At 39.8% G+C, this 23,888-nt stretch carries 24 protein-coding genes and 4 tRNA genes; 18 read left to right on the forward strand and 10 right to left on the reverse strand.

Annotated features, from left to right (window positions below):
* Window positions 1-6: 6 nt before the first annotated feature.
* The 9 genes from LRM44_RS01120 (at window position 7) to LRM44_RS01160 (ending at window position 8,752) form a co-directional block, all read left to right on the forward strand.
* Window positions 7-1,767: a GspE/PulE family protein gene (locus tag LRM44_RS01120; protein WP_243804243.1), complete on the forward strand. Its 1,761-nt coding sequence runs from the start codon at window positions 7-9 to the stop codon at window positions 1,765-1,767.
* An 11-nt stretch (window positions 1,768-1,778) separates the two neighbouring features.
* The gene (locus LRM44_RS01125) at window positions 1,779-2,849 is read left to right on the forward strand and encodes a type IV pilus twitching motility protein PilT (protein ID WP_129632198.1); all 1,071 of its coding nucleotides are present in this window, start codon (window positions 1,779-1,781) and stop codon (window positions 2,847-2,849) included.
* Window positions 2,850-2,852: 3 nt separating this feature from the next.
* Complete coding sequence (locus LRM44_RS01130) at window positions 2,853-4,067, forward strand: type II secretion system F family protein (protein ID WP_243804245.1); 1,215 nt, start codon at window positions 2,853-2,855, stop codon at window positions 4,065-4,067.
* An 81-nt stretch (window positions 4,068-4,148) separates the two neighbouring features.
* Complete coding sequence (locus LRM44_RS01135) at window positions 4,149-4,628, forward strand: type II secretion system protein (protein WP_243804247.1); 480 nt, start codon at window positions 4,149-4,151, stop codon at window positions 4,626-4,628.
* A 72-nt stretch (window positions 4,629-4,700) separates the two neighbouring features.
* The gene (locus LRM44_RS01140; RefSeq protein ID WP_243804249.1) at window positions 4,701-5,582 is read left to right on the forward strand and encodes a prepilin peptidase; all 882 of its coding nucleotides are present in this window, start codon (window positions 4,701-4,703) and stop codon (window positions 5,580-5,582) included.
* A 32-nt stretch (window positions 5,583-5,614) separates the two neighbouring features.
* Window positions 5,615-6,355, forward strand: coding sequence for a type II secretion system protein (locus LRM44_RS01145; protein WP_243804251.1), 741 nt, complete (start codon window positions 5,615-5,617; stop codon window positions 6,353-6,355).
* Window positions 6,348-6,929, forward strand: coding sequence for a type II secretion system protein (locus LRM44_RS01150; protein ID WP_243804253.1), 582 nt, complete (start codon window positions 6,348-6,350; stop codon window positions 6,927-6,929). Before LRM44_RS01145 ends, LRM44_RS01150 begins: the two co-directional genes overlap by 8 nt.
* The gene (locus tag LRM44_RS01155; protein ID WP_243804255.1) at window positions 6,913-7,611 is read left to right on the forward strand and encodes a PilW family protein; all 699 of its coding nucleotides are present in this window, start codon (window positions 6,913-6,915) and stop codon (window positions 7,609-7,611) included. The genes LRM44_RS01150 and LRM44_RS01155 overlap by 17 nt, the downstream gene beginning before the upstream one ends.
* Entirely contained in the window at window positions 7,604-8,752 is a 1,149-nt protein-coding gene (locus tag LRM44_RS01160) for a hypothetical protein (protein WP_129634912.1), read from the forward strand. Before LRM44_RS01155 ends, LRM44_RS01160 begins: the two co-directional genes overlap by 8 nt.
* Here the strand turns inward: LRM44_RS01160 and xerA are convergent.
* Entirely contained in the window at window positions 8,749-9,672 is a 924-nt protein-coding gene (gene xerA / locus LRM44_RS01165) for a site-specific tyrosine recombinase/integron integrase (RefSeq protein WP_243804257.1), read from the reverse strand. The genes LRM44_RS01160 and xerA overlap by 4 nt on opposite strands.
* Window positions 9,673-9,758: 86 nt before the next feature.
* Between xerA and LRM44_RS01170 the strand changes: the two genes are divergently transcribed.
* From LRM44_RS01170 to LRM44_RS01200, 7 genes are all read left to right on the forward strand, one after another.
* Window positions 9,759-10,283, forward strand: coding sequence for a nucleoside-diphosphate kinase (locus LRM44_RS01170; protein WP_129743549.1), 525 nt, complete (start codon window positions 9,759-9,761; stop codon window positions 10,281-10,283).
* A 41-nt stretch (window positions 10,284-10,324) separates the two neighbouring features.
* A tRNA-Arg gene (locus LRM44_RS01175) sits at window positions 10,325-10,401 on the forward strand.
* 5 nt (window positions 10,402-10,406) lie between these two features.
* The gene (locus LRM44_RS01180; RefSeq protein ID WP_146554927.1) at window positions 10,407-10,937 is read left to right on the forward strand and encodes a PH domain-containing protein; all 531 of its coding nucleotides are present in this window, start codon (window positions 10,407-10,409) and stop codon (window positions 10,935-10,937) included.
* On the forward strand, window positions 10,915-11,913 hold the full coding sequence (locus LRM44_RS01185) for a SurA N-terminal domain-containing protein (RefSeq protein WP_243804259.1): 999 nt from the start codon (window positions 10,915-10,917) through the stop codon (window positions 11,911-11,913). Before LRM44_RS01180 ends, LRM44_RS01185 begins: the two co-directional genes overlap by 23 nt.
* A gap of 52 nt (window positions 11,914-11,965) precedes the next feature.
* A tRNA-Thr gene (locus tag LRM44_RS01190) sits at window positions 11,966-12,041 on the forward strand.
* Window positions 12,042-12,045: 4 nt separating this feature from the next.
* Window positions 12,046-12,423, forward strand: a complete 378-nt coding sequence (locus LRM44_RS01195) for a hypothetical protein (RefSeq protein WP_243804261.1) — start codon at window positions 12,046-12,048, stop codon at window positions 12,421-12,423.
* Window positions 12,424-12,426: 3 nt separating this feature from the next.
* Entirely contained in the window at window positions 12,427-14,115 is a 1,689-nt protein-coding gene (locus LRM44_RS01200) for a glycosyltransferase family 2 protein (RefSeq protein ID WP_243804262.1), read from the forward strand.
* Here the strand turns inward: LRM44_RS01200 and LRM44_RS04195 are convergent.
* The 9 genes from LRM44_RS04195 to LRM44_RS01235 all read right to left on the reverse strand — a co-directional run bounded on the left by LRM44_RS04195 (window position 14,033) and on the right by LRM44_RS01235 (window position 21,088).
* Window positions 14,033-14,590, reverse strand: coding sequence for an NrdR family transcriptional regulator (locus tag LRM44_RS04195; protein ID WP_445083028.1), 558 nt, complete (start codon window positions 14,588-14,590; stop codon window positions 14,033-14,035). The two genes, LRM44_RS01200 and LRM44_RS04195, sit on opposite strands and share 83 nt — an antisense overlap.
* 32 nt (window positions 14,591-14,622) lie before the next feature.
* Window positions 14,623-14,748, reverse strand: coding sequence for a hypothetical protein (locus LRM44_RS04155; RefSeq protein ID WP_259373137.1), 126 nt, complete (start codon window positions 14,746-14,748; stop codon window positions 14,623-14,625).
* A 139-nt stretch (window positions 14,749-14,887) separates the two neighbouring features.
* Window positions 14,888-14,975 (reverse strand) — tRNA-Val (locus LRM44_RS01205).
* 2 nt (window positions 14,976-14,977) lie between these two features.
* Entirely contained in the window at window positions 14,978-15,844 is an 867-nt protein-coding gene (locus LRM44_RS04180; protein ID WP_243804264.1) for a tyrosine-type recombinase/integrase, read from the reverse strand.
* Between the two features lie 232 nt (window positions 15,845-16,076).
* Window positions 16,077-16,937, reverse strand: a complete 861-nt coding sequence (locus tag LRM44_RS01215) for a rolling circle replication-associated protein (protein WP_445083029.1) — start codon at window positions 16,935-16,937, stop codon at window positions 16,077-16,079.
* Window positions 16,938-17,091: 154 nt separating this feature from the next.
* Window positions 17,092-17,946: a hypothetical protein gene (locus LRM44_RS01220; protein WP_243804268.1), complete on the reverse strand. Its 855-nt coding sequence runs from the start codon at window positions 17,944-17,946 to the stop codon at window positions 17,092-17,094.
* 266 nt (window positions 17,947-18,212) lie between these two features.
* The gene (locus LRM44_RS01225; RefSeq protein WP_243804270.1) at window positions 18,213-19,865 is read right to left on the reverse strand and encodes a hypothetical protein; all 1,653 of its coding nucleotides are present in this window, start codon (window positions 19,863-19,865) and stop codon (window positions 18,213-18,215) included.
* A gap of 565 nt (window positions 19,866-20,430) precedes the next feature.
* Window positions 20,431-20,589: a major coat protein gene (locus LRM44_RS01230; RefSeq protein ID WP_178143158.1), complete on the reverse strand. Its 159-nt coding sequence runs from the start codon at window positions 20,587-20,589 to the stop codon at window positions 20,431-20,433.
* A gap of 422 nt (window positions 20,590-21,011) precedes the next feature.
* A tRNA-Val gene (locus LRM44_RS01235) sits at window positions 21,012-21,088 on the reverse strand.
* 60 nt (window positions 21,089-21,148) lie between these two features.
* On the opposite strand from LRM44_RS01235, the gene thrS reads away from it, so the two are divergent.
* Window positions 21,149-22,960: a threonine--tRNA ligase gene (thrS, locus tag LRM44_RS01240; protein ID WP_243804272.1), complete on the forward strand. Its 1,812-nt coding sequence runs from the start codon at window positions 21,149-21,151 to the stop codon at window positions 22,958-22,960.
* Window positions 22,961-22,971: 11 nt separating this feature from the next.
* Window positions 22,972-23,874, forward strand: a complete 903-nt coding sequence (locus LRM44_RS01245) for a tRNA (adenosine(37)-N6)-dimethylallyltransferase (protein WP_243804274.1) — start codon at window positions 22,972-22,974, stop codon at window positions 23,872-23,874.
* Window positions 23,875-23,888 lie beyond the last annotated feature (14 nt).

Genomic DNA, 23,888 nt, shown 5'->3' on the forward strand with positions numbered 1-23,888 from the left:
GTGTAAATGGCTTTACTGACGGACGACATCCAAGATAAGTTGATCGAGCTGCTCGTAAACGAGGGGCTTATTGAGAAGTCTGTCATTGATGATGCCTTAAAGCGTGCCTCTGAGAGTGGCAAGCCGTTATTTAGTTTGCTTAGCGAAGAGGGACTGCTTGATAATGAACTATTAGTTCATGGCGTGGCTCAAGTTTCGGGTGTGCCGTACGTCAATCTGTCGAATAGTGTTATTAGCCAGGATATTTTATCTCTATTGCCGTCCGACGTTGCTGAGAGATTTATGGCTGTGCCGCTAGCCGAAGTTCAGAATAGACTAGCGGTAGCGATGATCGACGCGAATAATGTTCAAGCGGTGGACTATTTGTCAAATCGTATCCAGCGTCCGATAAAAGTATTTATGGCTTCGGAAGAGAGTGTCCGTCATGTCTTAGATCAATATAAGACTGACTTGTCGTCTGTTAATGTGGCTGCACAGGCTTCGCAGGAAGAGTCTTTGTCGGAAGCTGGCAATATCAAAACAATTGTTCAAGATTCACCAATATCACGAGCGTTGTCGACAATTTTGGAGTACGCAGTGAAGAGTCACGCGTCCGACGTGCATATTGAGCCATTAGAGAAGGCTTTGAAGATTCGTTGTCGTGTTGACGGTGTTTTGCGTGAGATTATGCAGCTTCCAAAGAGCATTGAGCCGGCGCTAGTTAGTCGTATTAAGATTCTTTCCAATCTGAAAATTGACGAGCATCGGATTCCTCAGGATGGTCAATTCGCGGTTAACGTCGCAGGTAAAGAAGTTGACCTCCGTATCGCTATCTCTCCTGTCGTTTGGGGCGAGCAAGTAGTTATTCGTCTGCTTGATAAGAGTGGAAGTTCTTTCAACTTGGAAGACATGGGCTACGCTGGGCGCGCATTAAGAACGATTCGCAAGGGAATTAAGCGACCAAATGGAATGATCTTGACGTCGGGTCCAACTGGTTCTGGTAAGTCAACGAGTTTGTACGCGTTGATCAAGGAGATTAAGGATGACACCGTGAATATTGTGACGCTTGAAGATCCGGTTGAGTATAAGATGGATGGCGTCAATCAGATTCAGGTGAACGCAGAAGTTGGTTTGACGTTTGCTTCTGGATTGCGCTCAATTTTGCGCCAAGACCCAGACATTGTGATGGTTGGTGAGATTCGCGATAACGAAACTGCGAATTTGGCTATTCAGGCGGCCTTAACGGGACACTTGGTTTTCTCGACACTTCACACTAATTCCGCTGCTGGTGTATTGCCACGTTTGTTGGATATGGGAATCGAGCCGTTTCTTATTGCTAGCACGGTTAACACAATTATTGGTCAGCGTTTGGTGAGGCGAGTGGCGCGTCGTCGGGATATTTATCAATCGTCACCACTGGAAACGCAGGTAATTCGCGAGGCAGTTGGTGGATTATTGCCGCAAACAAGGGAGCAAGTTGCTCAATACGCGCAAGATCTGGGATATGAAAGCTTGCCGCTAGCGACGCAGACGTCGTTTGCCTTGGCAAAAGGAAAAGATACGCCGCAAACTCCTCGCGGTTATGCTGGACGAGCTGGTTTGTATGAGGTCATGGATATTACTGAAGAGATTCAGAATTTGATTGTTAAGCGCGCAACTTCAGCGGAAATCCAGCGAATGGCAATTCAACAGGGTATGATTACGATGCGCCAAGATGGTTATCTGAAGGCGTTGAACGGAATAACGACAATAGAAGAAGTTAATAGGGTAGCGGCGGATACCGCGTAAAAGGAGGAAATATGAATAATCAAGAATTGCGAATTGAGATTTTGCTGGAAGAAGTCGTTAAGAAGCGAGCTTCAGACCTTCATATTCAAGTTGGTTTGCCGCCAATGCTACGAATTGACGGTGCGCTTATGCCGGCCGCCGGAACTCAACCATTGGACGAGCCTGCAGTTGAGAGATTGGTATTTCAGATTCTTGATGAAGATCAGCGACAGATTTTGCTAAAAGATAAGGAATTCGACTTTTCGTTTGCGTTTGGCACACTGGGACGATTCCGAGTTAACGCCTTTCATGAGCGTGGCAATTTGGCTGCAGCTCTACGTTTGATTCCAAATGAAATTAAGTCGGCATCTGAACTGGGTATGCCACCAGTTGTTAATACGTTTGCGGATTTTCCTCGCGGTTTGGTGTTGGTCACTGGTCCAACTGGTTCTGGTAAGTCAACAACTTTGGCGGCGCTGGTTGATAAAATTAATTCTGAGCGCTCACAGCATATTATTACCATTGAAGATCCTATCGAGTTTACTCACAAGTCGAAAAAATCAGTGGTAGTTCAGCGTGAGGTTCATTACGACACTTATTCCTTCTCTGCAGCTTTACGCTCGAGTCTTCGCCAAGACCCAGACGTTGTGTTGATTGGTGAGATGCGCGATCTCGAGACGATTTCAGCGGCGATTACAATTGCCGAAACTGGACACTTGGTGTTTGCAACGCTACACACGAACTCCGCAGCGCAATCAATTGACCGTATGATTGACGTGTTCCCACCGCACCAGCAACCGCAAATTCGTGCTCAGCTCAGTAATATTTTGATGGCAATTTGTTCGCAGCGACTAGTCCCAGCTATTGGCGGCGGACGAGTTGTGGCGGCAGAGGTTTTGATTGCTAATCCAGCGGTGCGCAACATTATCCGCGAAGGTAAATCTCACCAATTGGATGCCGTGATTCAGACTGGTGCTGATCAGGGAATGCAGACGATGGATCGAACTTTGGTCAATTTGGTGCAGAATGGTACGATTACGTATGATAGCGCTCGTGAATTTGCTGTCGATTTGACGGAATTCGAGAGGTTGATGAGGGGGTAGTAAATGAAAAAGTACGATTACGAAGCCAGAGATAGTGCAAGTAATAAAATCGTTAAATCAGTTGTTCAGGCTGATAGCGAAAATGCTGCCGCGAAGCTTTTGACGTCACAAGGGTTTGTCCCATTAAAAATTGAACTACAAGACGATAAGACCAGCTTCTTTGCAAAGTTTTCTGGTAGAATCACCACTAAGGATAAGGTTGTATTTACTCGTCAGCTGGCTACACTTATTGGTGCAGGGCTACCTTTGGCGCAAAGCCTTCGAACAGTTCAGGAACAGACTACGAATAAGCGCATGCAGGAGATAGTCCAGGAAATTATCTCTGACGTTGAAGGTGGTAAATCCTTGTCTGATTCGTTCGCAAAGCATCCAGAAGCTTTCAATAAAGTTTATGTAGCTTTGGTCTCGGCTGGTGAAACGTCAGGTACAATGGATGATTCTCTTAAGAGGTTGGCGGCTCAGCAGGAAAAGGACGCTGCTATGATGAGTAAAATTAGAGGTGCTATGATGTATCCGTCAATTGTCTTGGTAGTGATTATCTTAGTTATCGGATTTATGTTGTTCACGGTTGTTCCGCAAGTTGAGGGTCTGTATCGTGACTTAAATAAGGGGTTGCCATTTGTAACTCTTATGATGATTAAAACGGCGAACTTTTTTAGTAGTCTTTGGTGGCTTGTTATATTGGCAATGATTATCGGCGGTTATTTCCTAGTACAATATCTGAAAACTGAACAAGGAATTAGGACTAAAGACACCTTTAAGCTTAATGTTCCGCTATTTAAAGGAATGTTCAGGAAAATGTACATGGCTCGATTTGCCAGGACTGGTCAAGTTCTTCTGAGTACTGGCGTGCCGATGCTTGATATGCTTCGTATTACGTCTGATGCTGTCAATAACGTGATTATTAGCGAAAGTATACTTCGCGCATCGGATAAGGTTAAAGGCGGTAAGGCGCTCTCAGCTTCTTTATCTAATGAAGATTATTTCCTAGCAATGGTACCGCAGATGATTAAAATTGGTGAGCAATCGGGTAAAATTGATGAGATGATGGGCAAGACCGCTCAAGTTTATGAAGATGAGCTTGATGAGGAAATTCGCGCTTTGTCGACGGCGATAGAACCAGTCCTGATGGTCTTTTTGGCTATAGTTGCAGGTACGATGGTCGCGGCTATCTTGCTTCCAATTTATAGTTTGGTCGGCAACATCAATATTCGCTAGACTGACTTATATTTTTAGTGTATTATAAACGTAAGCATTTTTGCGTAAATATAGGTAAACCATAGAAAGGTGGGAAATCTAATGACAAAAAAAGATAATAAAAAAGGATTTACAATCATCGAGGTCGTCCTAGTCTTGGCTATTGCTGGACTTATCTTTGCGATGGTGTTTATCGCATTGCCAGCTTTGCAACGTAGCCAGCATGACCAGTCAAGGAAGAACGATGCTTCAACAGTTGCTGCAGCTATTACCAATTGGAACGCAGCTAACCGCAACGGTGGCACATTTAACGAAGAGTCTCTACGCAAGTATGTCGACAAGCTTGATCAATACGACAAGTCTTCAGAGTTAAAGGTTGCTACACCTGGTGCTTCAATGTCAGTAGCTAGTAACGAAATCAAGGTTATGCGAGGTAAGAAATGTCCTGCTAGCACGCCAGCTCCATCTGCTGACGATCCAGCAAACATAACTTTGCAAAACGGATCTTCACGCAACGCAGCAGTTGTAGTTCTATTGGAAAATAACGGTTCTCAAAAGCAATTGTATTGCCAGGATGTATAATCCATAGATAAATTACGAATCAGCCTCGGTATGGGGCTGATTTTTTTATGGTTTTTTGTTACCATAAGAAGTATGATTAAGTTTGTACTAGTGGGATTTTTAGGGGCTATTTTAGGCAGTTTCGCCGGAGCGCAAATTTGGCGCTTGCGAGCTCGTCAATTGATGGAAGATAAAAAAGCTGGAGAAAAAGTTGACCAAAAGGAATTAAAGAAATTATCTCCATTGATAAAAAAAATTTCCAAAGATAGATCTCGCTGTTTATCTTGCGGACATGAGCTTAAGTGGTGCGATTTGATTCCTGTGGTAAGTTGGGTTGCTGGATTGGGGCGATGCAGATATTGCAGAGCGTTTATCGGTTGGACGGAAATCTTGCTAGAACTAGTGATGGCTGGATTGTTCGTCGCATCCGTGGCTTTTTGGTCTGGGTCATTGACGGATATCTGGCAGATTGTATTGCTGGTCTTGTGGTTGGCAAGTTTGGTGCTACTGGCGATTTTATTTGTCTATGACCTCAGATGGCTACTTCTTCCAGATGTAATTAATATTCCGTTTATTATTCTTGGCGCTATTTTTGCGGGAATAAAAGTATGTCTAGCTGGCGATTTTTCAAAAAGCTTGATGACGTTATTTGGGTCGATTACGATTCTGAGCGGAATATATATGGTGCTATATTTATTCTCGAAATATCGTTACGGGGAAGATAAAACTTGGATAGGTTTTGGTGATGTTAAGCTTGGACTTGGATTGGGTTTGTTCTTGGGAAACTGGCTTTTGGCGTTTGCAGCTTTATTTATCGCAAATCTTATCGGCACGTTTCTTGTCTTGCCATCAATGATGCGAGGAAAATTGCAAGTAACTTCACGGATATGCTTCGGCCCATTGCTTATCGTAGGGTTTTTGCTCGCTTGGTTCTTTAGCCGACAAATTTTAGAGTGGGGCTTTCTTATTGTCTAAGTAAAAAGCGCTTATGCTATAATGGAGAAGTGATGGGCAATAAACAAAAAGGTTTTACTATAATTGAAGTGATTTTGTTTGTGGCTATTTCTGGTTTGCTGACCTCTATGCTGATGGTTGGCGTAAGTATGTCAATTAATCGTCAGCAATATCGCGATTCGGTGCAGTCTTATGCTGGTTTTTTGCGAAATGAGTACTCGAAGGTGGTCAATGTTGAGAATGAGAGATCTAAGGGCACTTGTCCAATTGAAGGCTCTGATGGTCAAGCTGAAACTCTACGTGGACAATCTGATTGTGTGATCGTCGGTCGCTATATTACCACTGAAGGTTCTCTGGGCTCGACGGACGGCAATCTGTACAAAACTTATCCAGTTTATGCCTATAGATCAGATAAGGGTAGCGCGTGGACTTATAAACGCGGCGCTGAGTCTGATAAATATATCGTTAATTGGCAAGCAAAAACTAGGTTTTCTAACCAAGCTAAGGATAGTGCGTATATTTCTATTTTGATGTACCGTCATCCAGAGACGGGGCAGTTGGATATTAGAACTGACACGAGCCGATTCGGTGACAATTTAACTGATTTCGTCAATAATAAAAATAGTGCTGGAGTTGTGCAATCTGCTGGCGAGCAGCGTCAACAGAGGGAAATTTGTGTTTATGATGACGGCTGGCTACCGGGGGAGAGATTATCTATTTTCCTACGATCGCATGCAGGTTCTGCTGATGCTATAGTTATGGGTAATGCGACAGGAGGTTGTGCTGATGCGTAAGCTTAACAGGGGCGACACACTTGTTGAAGTGCTGCTTGGAGTAACCATTTTTAGTCTAGTTGCCGTTATTGCATTAGAAACTATGAATCGCGGGATGGCTATTGCTCAGTATTCTTTAGAGACGACGTTGGTTCGCCAACAGATTGACGCTCAGGCTGAAATGCTAAGATATGCGCATGATATGAAAAATGACACTTGGAAGAAATTGGTAGACAATAATTCGGTGAGCGTTTCTGCTGTTAATAGCAATGAAGGAAACTTGGGTGCTGAGAAATGTCCTGATGATTTTTCTACGAAAGAGTTTGCTTTGGCTGCGACGCCTTCACTTGCTTCGAAGATTAGTATATTGAACAATCCTGGCGATTATAAACCAGCAGAAACGTACGCGCGGGTTGATAGCGATACTAAAAAAACGTATGGAATATCTGTTAGATTGGTTAAGCCGAGTACGACTGTCGGGAGCAGGGATAGCAATAAATATGATGCGTACATAAAAGCGTGCTGGATGCCAGTTGGCAGTAAAATGCCGGCAACTATTGGTACAATTGTGAGGTTATATGATTCGGGACTATAAAAAGGGATTTACACTTATCGAATTGATGCTCGCTATGAGTTTTATCTCTGTTCTTTTGTTGTCGATTGCTATGGTGGGTATTCAAGCGGGAAAAATGTATAGTAGAGGAATTGTGCTTCGTGATGTTAATCAAGCGGGGCGGGATATTTCAGACACTATCCGACGTGATTTTCTTCAGGCGAATGCTGAAAAGATTGATAGTACGGGGTTGAGGGTGCCGAATAATAGCAATTGGTCAACTGGTCGACTTTGTCTTGGCTCTCATTCTTATGTGTGGAATAATCCAAAGTATTTGGACGATCCTAGCCTGTTGGGCGGAAATAGCCTGTTTAAGGTTAATGGTAATCCAGTGAATTTGGTGCGCGTAGTTGATGCGGATAGTGGATTGTGTAAAAAAGATGCTTCTGGCAAATATCCGGAAACCGTCGATCTTGCGAAATCGTCCAATTTGCTCAGGGCTATCAATAGCGGCGATGGCTCAATTGGTGTACACGAAGTTACATTAGAAAAGGTTACCTCAGACAATTCAAGGGAGGCGCTGTATAAATTGACCTTTACGCTGGGGACGAGCAAGATGAGTGAAATAAGGAATTCTTCCTGTAAAGCTCCGACTGAAGATGATAGCAATTTTGAGTTCTGTGCTATAAATAAATTTGAGATGATTGTGAGGACAAATGGGTAAAAATGCGCGACAATCAGGTGCTGTATCTCTTTTTGCGGTTATATTTGGCGCGATGTTGCTGACTATTGTTACTATTGGTTTTATTAAGTTGATGATTATGGATCAGCGACAATCCTCGAATAATGATCTGTCGCAGAGTGCTTATGACGCGGCTTTGGCTGGGGTTGAAGATGCTAAGCGTGTGGTTCGTGCCGCCCAGACGGGCAATATTCAAGCGGCGGGAGTGCTGAATGGTCCAATTAATTGTAATATGGTCGCGGCATCTGGTGTTGTCGGAGGTGGCTCTTCTGGTGAAACTATTATTAAAACTGGTACAGATGCGGGTAAAAAATTTGATCAAGCGTATACTTGCGTAAAGATCACTATGAAATCTCAAGATTTTATATATAAGTCTATCGAGGAAAAATCTCAAATTGTGCCACTACGCGCAACTGGTTCATTCAATAAGATATCTATTGAATGGTATAGGCGCGATGATGAGAGTAATTTGAATGGCGCCAACGCCGCTAACACTGAAATATCCACTTCTGGGGATCTGCCGACGAAAAACAACTGGAATGCCAATTCGCCACAATTGATGCGCGTGCAGCTTATTAACCCAGGCGCCACCTTTAATTTAGCGGCTTTAGACTCAACTGGTGTCACTTCTTTCTTACGACCGAATGTTTTAAGATCAGACGTAGTAGGTCAGAATGGTACTGCTGTTTCTGGTAAGATTTCTGATCATCCACGCGCAACTGACGGTAACGAACATAATAACGGAACAAGTGTGATTTCTTGCAGCAAGACATTCAAGTTTTCTGGCGAATATTCATGTAAAGCGGTGATTGATGTTGATGAGATTCCAGCCGGTAGCGAAACTGCGTTCTTAAGGTTATTACCTATATATAAAGGTGGTAGTGTGAAGATTTCTCTTCAGAAAACCGACGGAACGATTGTCAATTTTGATGGAGTCCAGCCAATTGTCGATTCCACGGGGCGGGCAAGTGATTTATTCAGAAGAGTTGAAGCTCGATTGCAAATAGGAGATGATTTCGCATATCCTAATAATGCGGTTGAATTAAAGAATAGTCTATGCAAAGATTTCTCTGTATCTGGCGGCGGATCTGCTACCGCAGGTCGATGTAAGCCCATAAGCTAAGCTTCTGTGTCGCTATGAAATCGGTCGTGAATATCTTTCAGATGCTGGTCGGTAACGTGCGTATATACCTGTGTTGTTGATATATTGCTATGTCCCAGCATTGATTGGACTGAACGCAAGTCTGCACCGTTCATAAGTAGGTCGGTGGCAAAGCTATGGCGCATAGTGTGTGGGCTTACATGTTTTGTGATACCAGCTAATCTAGCGTATTGACCAACCATTCTCTGAATGCTGCGCGCGCTTAACCTACGGTAATCTCCGGAGGTGTTGGGAGTTGCGTGGCGTTTACTATAGCTTAAAAATAGGGCGGGTAAATTATCTGTTCTAGCTTCCAGGTATGCCGATATGTGTTCGGCAGCACTTTTCGAAATAAAAACAGGGCGATCCTTTTGTCCTTTTCCTCGCACCATAAATTCGCGCCTCTTTAGGTTTATATGATCTCGGTTTAAATTGACCAATTCTGAAACACGTAGTCCACTGGAAAATAGCAACTCAACGATTGCTCGATCTCTCAGACCAGATTCTGTATCGGTTGGTATTTGATCGATCATGCGTAAAACCTCGTCATATTGTAAAAAAGTCACTTGTTTACGGACTACTTTGGGCAATATAATTCTGTCGGCCGCTAGACTTTTGATATTACGACGAGAAAGGTAGGTTAGCAGACCTCGTAATGCAATAAGATGGTAACTTTGGGTAATTAAAGATAGTTCTTCGCCGGTGTTGTCATTTTTATAACGGTTTAGCCAGAGGCGATACTGGCGTATTAGTTCTGATGTAATTTTCTCAACATCTATATCGCCGGCAAAATCGATGAATCTCTCCAGGTATAGTTGATAATTTATGATGGTTTTTTGACTGCGTCCACCTTCAACCTCTAGGTGTTCTAAGAAATCAGTTAAGGCTTCTGACATAAACATAATATTTATTCTATCGCTAATGAATATGTTTATCAAATTATTTATTTCTGCTACTATATTAGAAAATAATAAGCAGAGGAGTATCTATGGCAGAAAGCGAAAAAAACTACTGTGGCGTTGAGAGGACATTGATCGTCTTTAAGCCTGACGCAGTTCAACGAGGTATAGTTGGGGAAATTTTACAACGTTTTGAGCGAGTTGGTCTAAAAATAGTTGGCGTAAAAATGACATCACCATCCAGAGACCATTACTATGCTCATTACGAGGACATCGGTAAATTGGCTACTCGTCGAGGCGAGGATACTTTGAATATAACACTAGATATGATGATGGATGGTCCAGTTATAGCAATGGTACTAGAGGGCGTCGAAGCTGTTGCTGTTGTTAGGAAGATTGTTGGTCCAACAGAACCTAAGTCGGCTGATATGGGAACAATTCGCGGTGATTACTCACATATTAGTTTTGGCTATGCAGATGAGTGCCAAAAGGGAGTTCCAAATTTGATTCACGCATCTGGCGATTCAGATGAGGCTGTTCGTGAGATCGAGCATTGGTTCAAGCCGGAAGAATTGGTAAATTATCACACATTAAGTGAAAAGTTTACTCGCTAAGCTAGTCTTTCCTGAGAGCTACCGTGGTATAATGGTTGTATGCCTCGGTAGCTCAACTGGATAGAGCAGATCCGTCCTAAGGATAAGGTTGTAGGTTCGACTCCTGCCCGGGGTACCAGATATATGACAGAGCAAATTAAAGATAAGCAATTTGATGGGCAGCGTGACGGAGAGCGACTGTTGTTTGTGTTTCGTCGTCACATAATCGCTATGAGAAAAGGATTCTATCTTCTTCTAGGATCGATGACGCTTGGTTCATTGCCTTTTTTAATTTGGCAAGATAATTTGAATCTTTTATGGGTGTTTGTTGGTGGATTTATTTTTGGTTTGATGCTCTTTTTCTATCATTTTTTGATGTGGTTTTATACTTACTATATTGTTACCGATCAGAGGATTCGTCAGATTACTCAGCATGGATTTTTTGGTAAAGATGTCATTGAGCTGAAATTGTCAAAAATTCAGAATATTAGTTATAGTATCCCGGGGTTTAGCGGAGAAATGTTTAAATTCGGAACAATAGTTATTCAAACTTTTGTAGGGGATCTTGTTATAAAAAACGTAGAACATCCGGATAAGATCTATAATAAGCTACAAGACGCAGTGGAAATTTCGACAAAGAAGGAGGATATCAATGAAGAATCTATTGAACCGTAAAGATAAAAAACAACCAAAGGAGCTACCTAAGAGGATTACAAACGATACAGTAGCCCAGCACCGCGAGAAGGTTTTGGCGGCCGGTCGTAAGCATAAATATCCCATCCAATACACCAAACGCCGATTGGTATGGATAACGATGCTTGTTAGTGTTGTTATTCTAATTGTTTTCATTGCTCTTGGTTGGGTGCAGTTATATGTCTGGAAAGACACAAGTGATATTGCATATAGGATAACTAAGATTTTACCTCTTCCTGTGGCTAATATTGACGGAGAAAATGCTGAGTATAGTGACTATCTTTTGTACCATCGTAGCTCATTGGCGGTATTGCAGTCTCAAGGGCTAGCAGATCAAAAGGACAAAGTTAAGTTCTACCAAAACCAGTCCATAGATAAGGCGTTGGAGGTGGCATATGTCAAAAAACTTGCGAGAGAAAATAATATTACGGTAGATGATAAAAAGGTTCAAGATCTTATCAAAAAACAGCAGGAATCTAGTAAGCTATCGCAGTCCGCTTATGAGTCTGTAGTGAAAGACAATCTTCATTGGTCAATGGATGAGCTAAAAACTGCTATGAAATATACTTTGTTAAAGCAGGAAGTATCTTTTAAGATTGATAAAACAGCCAATAACCTAGTGTCTGACATTAAGAAGAGGCTGCAAGAGGGTAAGTCATTGAAGGATATTGCTACGGGAATGGGCGACAAAGTGCAGTCTGTATTTGATCTATCCGTCTCTACGGATAATTCTGACGGAGGTCTAACGAAAGCAGCTATGTCATTAACAAAGGGCAAAATCTCAGGTCCTATAAAGACTCTTTCAGGTGACGGATATTACTTTGTGACGCTTAATAATATTGAAGGCAACACCGTAAATTACTCTTATGTAAAAGTTCCATTGACTGAATTTAATAACCAGTTTAACTACTTAAAAAATAACAATAAAGTAAAATATTTCATTTCAATTGATAAATAGTCGTTCTAGTTTGAAAAAACTCCTATTTTTGCTATAATTTTCTAAGGAGTTTGCCGTTGTAGCTCAGCTGGTAGAGCAGCTCATTCGTAACGAGCAGGTCGCTGGTTCAAGCCCAGTCAACGGCTCCATTTTATGAAAGACACTATAAAGAAATCGATAAAAATTGTTTTTGGCGACAGGACTGTGGCAACTCTTTTGATCGTTAATGTTGTTGTGGCTATTGTTATATCTATATTTTTAGGATCATCAATAAAACATAGCGAGGCTCAGGTTATTACGCGCTACACTACGTATGGTGATGCGAATTTTTATAGGAGCCACTGGTCTAGTCTATTTAGTTATTTTGCTTTGGCGTTTGTGATAGTTTTTGGTCACTCTGCGCTAAGTGTCAAGTTAATTTCACTAGAGAAACGAAGCTTGGCTATATTTATTTTATGGTTGACGTTGGGTATTTTAGCTATTTTAGCTATTTTAGCCTATTCTATAATTAAAATTGCATCGATAGGATAATACATGGACATTGAAATCCCACTTGGTAAACGAACAAAAAAATATCGTTTTCTTGAGATGCTTCCTGGATTATTAAGCTACGGGGCTATTGTTCTTTTGATCGTTTTGTCTATTTTAAGTCCTGTTCTGGCGTCAATTTATTTACTGTCTATAATCCTGGCCGCGTTTGTGAAGGCCATAGCAATTAGCTATAGGGTAATTAGTGGTTATAGTAATATGGAAAAAGCGTCGAGAGTCGACTGGAATGGTCGATTGTCTGATTTGGAAGATCCGAAAGAAGCATACTCTAGACTGAGAGATAATCAATCTAAGGAGTTGTTATATCAACAACATGTAGACAATCTAAGATTTATGTCTGCTGCGGAAGATGGGTACTATCCTAAACCTAGTAATATTTACAACGCTCTTATTATGCCTGCATACAACGAGAGTATAGAAGTGATTGAGCCTGCTCTTAAGTCGGTTTTAGATACTACATACGACAAGAAGCGTCTAATTGTAGTTTTTGCGTACGAAGAGCGTGGTGGTGTTGATATTGATACAACAGCTAAAATACTGAAAAAGAAATATGGTAAGTACTTTCATTCTTTCCATATTGTAAAACATCCAAAAGACCTGCCAAATGAAGTGGTTGGTAAGGGTGGAAATATCACGTATGCAGGCAAGTGGCTGGAGCAATATTTACAACAGGAAGAAATAGCCTTTTCTGATGTTATTGTTACAACGATGGATTGTGATAATAAGCCGCATAAGTATTACTTTGATTATGTGACATATGAGTATATTACTCATGAAGACAGAAAACATTTATCGTTCCAGCCCATATGCTTGTTTACTAATAATATATGGGATGTTCCCGCGCCAATGCGAGTAGTGGCAACAGGGAACTCATTTTGGAATATTATCAGCTCCATGCGCCCATATTCTCTGCGTAACTTTGCGTCACATTCGCAACCAATGAATGCTCTCGTTGAGATGAACTTTTGGAGTACGCGAACAATTGTTGAAGATGGCCACCAGTACTGGAGAAGCTATTTCTATTTTGATGGTAATTATGAAGTTGTGCCGATTTTTGTGCCGATTTATCAGGATGCGGTATTGTCTAATGGATATAAAAAGACGCTGAAGGCTCAGTTTGTTCAGTTGCGTCGTTGGAGCTACGGAGCTTCAGATGTGGCATACGTTGGTAATAACGTATTCAATAAAAATAGAACAGTAAAATTTTGGCCTAGTCTAGCCAGGTTTATAAGGTTGTTAGATGGACATGTAACGCAGGCCTGTATTGCCCTAATTGTTGCTTTTGGCGGGTGGGCGCCGCTTGTGCTGAATAGTGAGGCTGCTCGTAGTGTTGCCGCACATCAACTGCCGGATACGGTTAGCTTAATACAACAGATAGCTATGGTGGGTATTCTGGTTTCAATTTTCGTATCATTTAAACTTCTGCCTTCGCGCCCAGAAAGATATAAAAAGAGTAGGAATATATTAATGGTCCTGCAATGGGCTTTGATGCCTGTAATTGCTATAGTATACAGTTCAATGGCCTCGTATAATGCCCAGACTCATCTTTTGCTTGGTAAATATCTTGATAAGTTTGACGTGACAGAGAAGACTACTGTAGAGATGAATGATCAGAGTCGTGCTCAGAATAAGAAAAAGAGGGGCGACCGCGACGCTTCTTCCTCTGAGGAGTAATAAGATCATGTTGTGCTGCGTATTGCAGTGCGGCTATTTGGTCGAAATTCTGTAATGTTGAGTGGGTTATTTCGGCGATGTGTTGCGATGATATCGCGGGTTTGTTGTGTAGATGTATTAATTTATCTTGTATAGTATTGGCCAAGTCATGGCTATATGAGCCTGCTAATTTCTCGTTATGATTAAAACTTCGCGCAATACTAAGTATCAACTTTCCTATAGAAAAATTATTTTTCTTGCCATCTTGTGATGTGACAACGAGGGAAATCGCAGGCTTTTCGTAGGTTGTAAAAGAATAACCGCATTGGTCGCATATATGTCTACGCCAGGTTATTGGGTATTTTTTATTTTGACGAGAATTTGTTACGTGGGTTTTTTCGTGAAAACATTTTATGCATATCATATCAATATATTGACATACAACTATAAAAAAATCCAGTGGAAAAGTGCTGTGTAAAAATAAAAATCGCCTCATTGTAGAGGCGATTACTTTATAAATCTGGTAACTTAATTAAGTATAGATCTTTCTTCGTTGATCTTCTTGTTATATTCGTAGTGAATTTTGGTCTTGCTCAATAAAGAACAGTGTTGCGGCTTTTTTGTGCCTAAACTAGGTGAGTCATGTTTACTCATACTTTAAATTCTAACATACTTATCAAATAAAGTCAAGGTCTATATGGTAAACGTGTAGGTTCGGTTATTTTTTATTGTATTAACTAATTCTATTAATAAAAAGCCCCGTCTACTGTCGACGAGGCTTATATGTCGCATCTGGTGGGCAATAGAGGATTCGAACCTCTCACCTCTTCAACGTCAATGGAATACTCTGTAAAAGTTACTAACTACATATATAATAACACATTTAAGCCATAACTGAATCATAAATATGTTGTAATTTTGTATTCGTATAGTGTGTATAAATACGCGTCGTATCTAAGCTCTGATGGCCCAGTAAATCCGAAATATAGCATAATTCAATACCTTTATCTAAAAGCATTGTAGCAAACGAATGGCGAATGGTGTGGGGAGTCACATTAATAAAGTCTGAATTATCGCAAATAGATTCAAATATACGACGAACACCGCCAGTAGTAAGACGAGATCGAGCGCCTTGATGAGAAATAAAAAGGGCAGAGTTGTCGTCAGTGCGACAAGCTAAATAATTATTTATAGCGTCTTCAGTAGCTTCATCAATAAAAACGACACGAGGATTCTTACTCTTTCCAATAACCGTAAATTTACGATGACGAATACTGTTGCGATTCAAGGATACTAATTCAGAAACACGAATACCCGATGCGGCCAACAAACGCAATATTGCAATGTTGCGCAATCGATTCATAGATCCATATCCTCTACATTGACGAGAGGCAACAGAAATAAAATCCTCAATCTCCTCTGGTAATAAGTATTGAATAACATACTTCTCACGCTTAGGAACAACTAACTCTTCATAATCCATAACATTGAATCCTCTCCTTGCAGTCATCTTTAAAACCATACGAATGCAAGAGATAGCATTACGAACGGTATTAGATCTCCATCGAGATGAAACAAAGTTGTGCCAATCTCTAAAATCCGAAAAAGATAAACTTTCAATGTCTACATCTCCAAAAAATGAAATCAAGGACTTACTGATATTTAAATAGCTAGATTCAGTATTAATAGACTTACCAGCTCTTAATACATAATCGCAAATATAAAGCTTAAAAGCTTCAGATATCTTCATAAAAAAACACTTTCTACCCTCCAATTTATGTTATATAATGCACCTATAGATAAAACTAAATAAAAAGGAAAAAAATGGATCTAACACAATTACCGCTAGAAACTATAATAGTAATATTTATTGTATTCTTATGTATGATAATTATGATGATAGCTTCATTCTGTACAGTAGGAATCTACAATAAAACTATAGAGATAAAGAAAATTATAGAAGACTATCTAAAAACAAAAAATTAAGGCGGAAGAGGGCGAGTCTGTTTGAATATTGTAGGTAATGATGCTTGACGAAGTCTGACGCTAACAGGAATAACAGATGACGAAGTAGGTACATCTCTATCGATCAATAGATCATAAATAGAATCAATAGCTGAATCACGTTTAAACTGATAAACAGATATATCATACTTATCAGAAGAAAAAACTAAATTATCATCAAAAATATACGAATCCAACCCTAATTCAGATAATGATTCATAACGCTTTACGGGCTTGTATAGATTCTTAGAGGCCCAGTAGCGACGTTTATTGAATCGATTGATCATATCCTTAGTAATATACTTAGTAAGATACGCTGCAGCCTTAGTTTGATCATCATCAAGCTTCTGAGCGTTAGTAAAACCAGCAGTAAAACCTGTAAGGTTATAGACGCGTTTACCATTCTGAAAAACATTAGTAGACTTCAATTCGGCATTATAATCACGAATCAAAGCGTGAAAGTGGATAGCACCGTCTTTATGGAATTCGGGAACAATCACGTATGCAAAATTAGGAGAGTGCTTCTTCTGACGATTGAGCCAGTACTTCATAATATTCGATGTAGACTCTATAGAATATCTATCAACCTTCTTAGGATTGAAAGTAAAAGTAACAAAATAGGAAAAATTATTAGATAAAGCATAATCGAAAATAGTAGTACGAGTACGACGAAGTGACTCTTCAATAGCTTTATCTGATGGCTTCTCCGAATTTCTGTTAGGCTTATGACCCAATCTGGGTCGTGGAATAACTAAGGGATTGTTAAAAATAGTGACTTTATACATATTATTAGGGTATTCCTTTGTAATGTGTTCAATTACAGTTAAAGATTGATTCATTAAACATACCCCCAATATGTTATTTTTTACGTGTTGTTTACTTCTATAAACGCTTGTTAAGTGTTGGGTTATCAAGTAGCCCTACGGGCGAGAACCTATAGACACCGCCCGGACGCGAAAAGCGTAACTTTTCGCGCCGATCAGAGAGTCGCTTCTACCTGAAAAACACCCCCTTTCTCCTTCTAAGGGGAACGGCAAGTTTCTTTATCGTGACAGTAGGTTGTGAGGCAAGGTAGACGCCGTCAGCCTGAGAGCCAGTAAATACGACCTGATTAGTGTCGTATGAATCGCGCAACGCTTGCGACTGGAAGAAGAATCCCATTTTGAGAGGACGCGATCCGTCAACACGCTTGCCATTATTGTCAAACTCCAGCTTCTTAGCGATAAACGCCCAGTAAATTGTAAAAATAGGACCAGCAGACAAGCCGAATGGAAGAGCGAAAGACTTGCATTTGAAGGCAATATCAGAACGACGACGTACAGCTTTTACTAGCTGATCGTAATCTTGAGAAGTGACGAGGTGGATCCGTTTCTGTTTACGATTCTGAGCGGCCTGATGAATGACCCAGGGCGGAACGTTTCGAGAATCCTGATTAGAAAAATAATTTTGATATTCATCAGTAATAACTATCACACCATATTTACCGTTACGGACGCATTGATTGACAAGTGCATATTCTTCTAAAGAAGAATAATAGATATAGCTAGAAACAGTATCGATCTCACGAGAGAGGATAGACTTTAATTTATCTAAAGATCCATCAAACTTAAGCGCGGTACGATCTTTTAATATGATGTTAGAAACAACAATAGCTTTCGGATAGCGTTTTGCGATCTTCTTATAAAAATGAATTAGAGTTATGGTCTTACCATCACCTTGTTCACCGAAAAAGGTCTGAATACCTGAGGGACGAAAGTAATCTGGATCCTTAAGATTGCGTCTATTTTCTCTAATAGCTTCTTTATCGAAAGATAAAGACTTAGAAACAAATGGTAAAATATTAGGCATTAATGACCCCTCACTTTGTTATAGAACCAAAGAACAGGACGTATTGCTATAAACACAGTAATACTAGTAACGATCATAACGAGCATTGTAGCGAAGAACGTATCACCTATATAATTTCTCAGAACGACTATAGGAAAAGCAAAATAAGGAACAACATTATTAATAGCATTAAGAAAGACTAATGGAGCAGCGGGAATCAATATAAGAGATAAAATAAATTTAATTATAACGACTATAAACGATAAAATAAACATCACTATCATAAACTAATCCTTTCTCCTTTCTTCCCAATCACCGTGCTCTCCAGTGCGCTCATCAAGCCAACGAACAAAATGAGTCTCGTGATCTTCTTCTTCATAATCCTCAACATAAATACCAAAGAAACGATTGGCCAACCTGTAGCAAGTCCACAAGAAACCAATAGCTATACCACCCTGAAGAAATATCTGCATAAATGACCAAACAGCAGGTAATTGATATCGCCACCTACACATCTCAAGGTTAGCAGTAGAGCCAAAAACAGTAAGCGAAACAGCACAAGTACTATTATTAGAGTTCATAGCTTCAACTGTAGTAAACACGCCTTTTATAAACGTAAACGGCAAGGCTAAGAAACCTAATCGATCAATAATAGTATTCAATAAATCATTCCATAGAGATCGAAGATCTTCAATTTTTGGAAAAATTATACTAAAAATAAAATCTGTAAAAAACCAAACAAAAGAATTACGAATAGCACAAGCGATAGATCCGAAAGAAGGTATTTTTAATCCATTAAAATTATAGTCATACTGAGAACAGTCTTCATATTTCGGCTTCTCTCGCTTCTCCTCACAAAAACCCTCAAGACAGACAGAATCGACAGTAGAGCTAGAATGCTTCTGACCGTCAACATTAATATACATATAACGTTCTTTATATTTTATATATTCAGTATCTTTAGGAAAACCATTTATACAATAATCAGGAGTTGAAGAACTCTCGCCATAAGAATAGCAAGCCCTAGCGGAATAGCGTGCAACTACAGTATATTCATCGTAATTAGGTAAATCGACAGAAAAAGTACCACCAGCGTCGATAGTCTGTTGATGCACAACATCGCCACCACGGCGCTTCTGAATAGTAAAAACTAATTGATAAGTATTATCGACTAGACGCCAGCCATCTTTCGTATAGTCAGAAAAAGCATCAAGAGTTATTCGATCACGATCCTTTAAATGTTTTATTGAGATTTTCTTATCAATAACATCATATTCAAAATCAGGTAAAATCTCATCTTGAAGAGACTTAGGAATCTTAATATTACGATCCTTAAGAATAGAGCTTAGTTCATAATCAGGAGTAGACAAGAAAGTTTCAATAAAACCTGGTGGTTCTGAATAAGAAGTAGAAAGGACCAAAGGAGTATCATCTTGTACCAAAGAAGAAGAACAAGTAACCTTAAAAGAATTAGAAGAAGACATAATCAAGTCAATACGTTTAAAACCAGACTCAGAAAAATGATATCCGTAATATTCATCATAACGAAGAATCTGTTTCGGAGCTTTGGATTCGGTCCAATAAAGACGAACATAACTCTTATCACGACCATTACCACCATAATAATAATTAAGAACAATCCAGTCACCATTACCGTAAACAGCTTTCTTATATGACTTTTCAGCATCAGCTCGAGAAATAAATCGACCACAAGAAGAAGTCCACTCGACATCTCTTCTAGTGAAGAAATATGAATAAAAAAGAGTACTTACATCAACAGAAGACTTGTCGTACTGTAATAATAGTTTCTTAGTAGTATGAAAATCGGGAATCTGAGGAGTAGAGCCCTGAGCAAAAACTGAATTAAAGGGAGATAAAACAGAATAGCCCAAAATTAAAAGAGAAGATAAAGCATAAAATACTCTCTTATTTATTTTCATCTTCAAGCTTCTTTCTTAAATAGGTCTGATATTCTTTTTCTTCATCGATCGAGAAAACAACTATAACTAATAAAAAAATGGAGAATAAAGCGAACAACATCATCATTTTTTATTATTCCTATTCTTAAACAAATCAGTGTAAAGAAAATAAACGCAGAATCCCAATGCAAAAAGAGTAATAGCGTTATAAATTAAACTGACAATATCACTAGAATTCATTATTTATCACCTCCAGAATAACTAATCCGTCTTATTAGATACCAACAAATAACAGCAGAAAACAGAATGACAAAGAACCTTACAAGAAATCTATCTAAAATTGTTTGTAACTCCATTGATGACATAAAAAGAACTCCTATCTAGAATTAGTAACTGAATAAAGAGACTTAAAAATAATATCCAAAACTATCTTTACTCCAGCACCGACAGCAACGATCGCCAAAAGAGAAGAGAAATTAGCAGATAGAGTCTGAGTTATTAATTGTACAATCTCTATAGTCTTCATAATTTAATTAAGCAAGGTGCGGGATATACGTGTGGTGGGAGTCGTACATCCCGCGAACTACTAGAAACGACCTTTAAGGCCACGATTGCCAAAGCTGCGGAACAACTTCAGACCAACGCCAAAGCCGATCAGAATTGCAAGAGCAGGCCAGTTTTGAGTAAAGTACCCGATAACTGTCGTAATGATGCTAGTAGCGTCAGCTGCTTCAATAAGCTTCATAACTTGCTTTAATCCTTTCTTGTAGCTTTTAATTATTCAATACAACACTTGAGTACCAGCCCGCTACAATGGCACTCTGGCTGCGTCTACATTGACATTTAACTTGCTTTTAATACAAGCACCAAAATATAAAGCCCTACAATTAAAGTAGAGCCTCCTTAGCAACTGATGACTCTATAAGAGCTAGCTGTTCAGCAGAGAGAAAGACAGTCTGTTTGTATGTCTTCTCGTTAGGCATAACCCATTCGATATTCAATACACTATAAGGCTTATTCTCTTTTGAGGTACGTTCTTCCACATACACACGAAAGATATGAGATCTGATGTTATCTGAGTTTGCGATTGTCATTTTCTTTACTCCTTTACGACATTAAAAAAACTCTTCATCAGTAACCGATAAAGAGTTATACAATCGTCGTATCTGGTGGGCAATAGAGGATTCGAACCTCTCACCTCTTCAACGTCAATGAAGCGCTCTAGCCAAATGAGCTAATCGCCCAGATATAATAATATTATCATAACAGATGTCTACTATCAAGGAGCGTGGTATAATATTGGTATGAGTGAAGAAGAACTAAAATCTATGAGACACAGCCTGGCGCATATTATGGCGCAGGCTATTCAGCATTTATGGCCTCAAGCGAAATTCGGCGTGGGTCCAGCTATCGATAATGGTTTTTATTATGATATTTATCTTGACAACGGGACAATTTCTGAAGCTGATCTTCCGAAGATAGAAGAGGAGATGCGAAAGATCGTAGCGGATAATTATCCGTTTGAGAGGCGCGATGTGTCAGTAGAAGAGGCTATTGATTGGGCTATAAAGGGAGATCAGACCTTTAAAATGGAATTGCTGAATGACCTCAAAAGATCCGGTACTACCGTTGCTAGCGAATTAGCTGGAGAAAAAATGGGATCTGTGTCTGATGGCGACAGTAAAGTCGAGACTGTTTCTTTGTATTCTCAGGGTGATTACACTGATTTGTGTAGAGGTGGACATGTGGATAGTACTGGAAAAGTTGGCGCATTTAAACTTACTAAGACGGCTGGAGCATATTGGCGAGGCAATGAGAATAATCCACAAATGCAGCGAATATATGGTGTAGCGTTTGCTACGCAGGAAGAGCTGGATGAATATCTGAATAGATTGGAAATTGCAAAACAGCGAGATCATCGCAAATTAGGCAAGGAGCTTGATCTATATACGACCTCTCCTCTGGTAGGAATTGGCTTACCTTTGTTTACTCCTCGCGGTACGATTTTACGAGACATAGTGGCTCGATATTCGAACCAGCTGAGACAGAAGTTCGGCTTTGAAAAGGTTTGGACTCCTCATATTACGAAAAAGGATCTATATGAAACATCAGGTCATTGGGCTAAGTTTGGAGAAGAGTTATTTTTAGTTAAAAGCCAAGAAACTAGTGATGAGATGGCTCTTAAGCCCATGAATTGTCCGCATCATACGCAAATTTTTGCCTCACGACCGCGAAGTTATCGTGACATGCCAGTAAGATACTTGGAAACGACAACAGATTATCGCGACGAAAAAACTGGCGAGCTGGGCGGATTGAACCGTGTGCGCTCATTAACGCAGGATGATAGTCATATATTTTGTCGTACTGATCAGATTGAAGGCGAGATTAATAATTTGCTATCTGCTGCTCGTGAGTTATATGGCTCAATCAATATGAAGCTCAGGGTTAGATTAAGCTATCGTGACGAGTCTGATTCGTATTTAGGCGACCTTAGTCTATGGGATTCCGCACAGAACCAGTTAAAGTCTGCTGTTGAGAAAGTAGGCTTGGATTATTTTGAACAAGAGGGTGAGGCGGCATTTTATGGTCCAAAGATTGACTTTATGGCAACAGATGCAATCGGCCGTGAACATCAAGTTGCAACTGTGCAGCTAGATTTCGTGCAGCCACAAAGGTTTGGTTTGGAATATGCAGATGCTGATGGCGATTTTACAACACCAGTTATGATTCACTGTGCCTTATTGGGTTCAATTGAGCGATTCTTAAGTGTGTTTATAGAACATACTGGCGGATGGTTTCCGTTTTGGGCGGCTCCAGAACAGGTTCGTATTTTAACGATTAACGACACAGTGTTAGAATATGTTGATAAAATAACAACTATATTATCAGACATTACCCTCATGGAGCCAGTTAGATATAATGATGTAAGATTTACAATAGATTCTAGAAATGAATCATTAGGTAAGAAGATCAGGGAGGCTACCTCTATGAAGATACCTGTTCAACTTATCGTAGGACCAAGGGATATGGAAGCTAACGAGGTTAGTGTTCGCACGCAATCTGGCGAAGAAAAAATATCGTTGGAGCAGCTTGCTGAGTATATAAAATCTTTGTAGGGTTGAGTTAATTGGATAGGTTTATAAAATTAGATAACGGCGTTGATGAAGGTCGCCTACCACTAATTGTAATTGTTGGTCCTACTGCTAGTGGCAAAACATCGTTAGTCATACAATTAGCAAAGAAGTATAGAGGAGAGATAGTTTGCGCTGACAGTAGGACTGTCTATCGTGGTATGAATATCGGGACAGCTAAGCCTTCTTTGGGTGAGCAGCAAGGAGTGTCTCATTGGGGTCTTGACTTAGTAGATCCAGGAGATTCTTTCAGTGTATCGCAATTTAAGGACTATGCCTGTCGAAAGATTAAAGAAATCCGAAGTCGGGGAAATATTCCATTTCTTGTTGGTGGAACAGGGTTGTATATTGATTCTGTTATATTTGATTTTCAGTTTGGAGCTAAATACAGCAAAGAAAAGAGAGCCAACTTACAAGAAATGACGATATCTGAACTTCGGCAATACTGTGCTAATCATGATGTAGTATTGCCAGAGAATAGTAAAAATAAAAGATATCTAATTAGGGCTATTGAGCGAGCCGATAAAAAGCCGTCTGGACTGGAGGCTCCATTGAATAATACTGTCGTTGTCGGAATTACTACAGATAAACAACTACTAAAACGGAGGATTACAGATAGAGCAAAAAAAATGTTCAAGGATGGTGTTGTAGAAGAAACAATAGGATTAGCCAATAATACCGGGTGGTGCAATGAGGCTATGACGGGTAATGTTTATCCTATTATTAAGAAATTAATCGAGAAAGAAATAGATGAAGATCAGGCTATTCGGGAGTTTATTGTTAGTGATGTAAACTTAGTGAAACGTCAGTTGACGTGGTTTAGACGAAACCCATTTATTGAATGGGGAGATGTTCATTCGTGTGAACAATATTTATCTCGAGTATTAGATAGTAAGTAAAAAATATGTTACAA

The organism is Candidatus Nanosynbacter sp. HMT-352 (assembly GCF_022819385.1).
GTDB lineage: Bacteria > Patescibacteriota > Saccharimonadia > Saccharimonadales > Saccharimonadaceae > Nanosynbacter.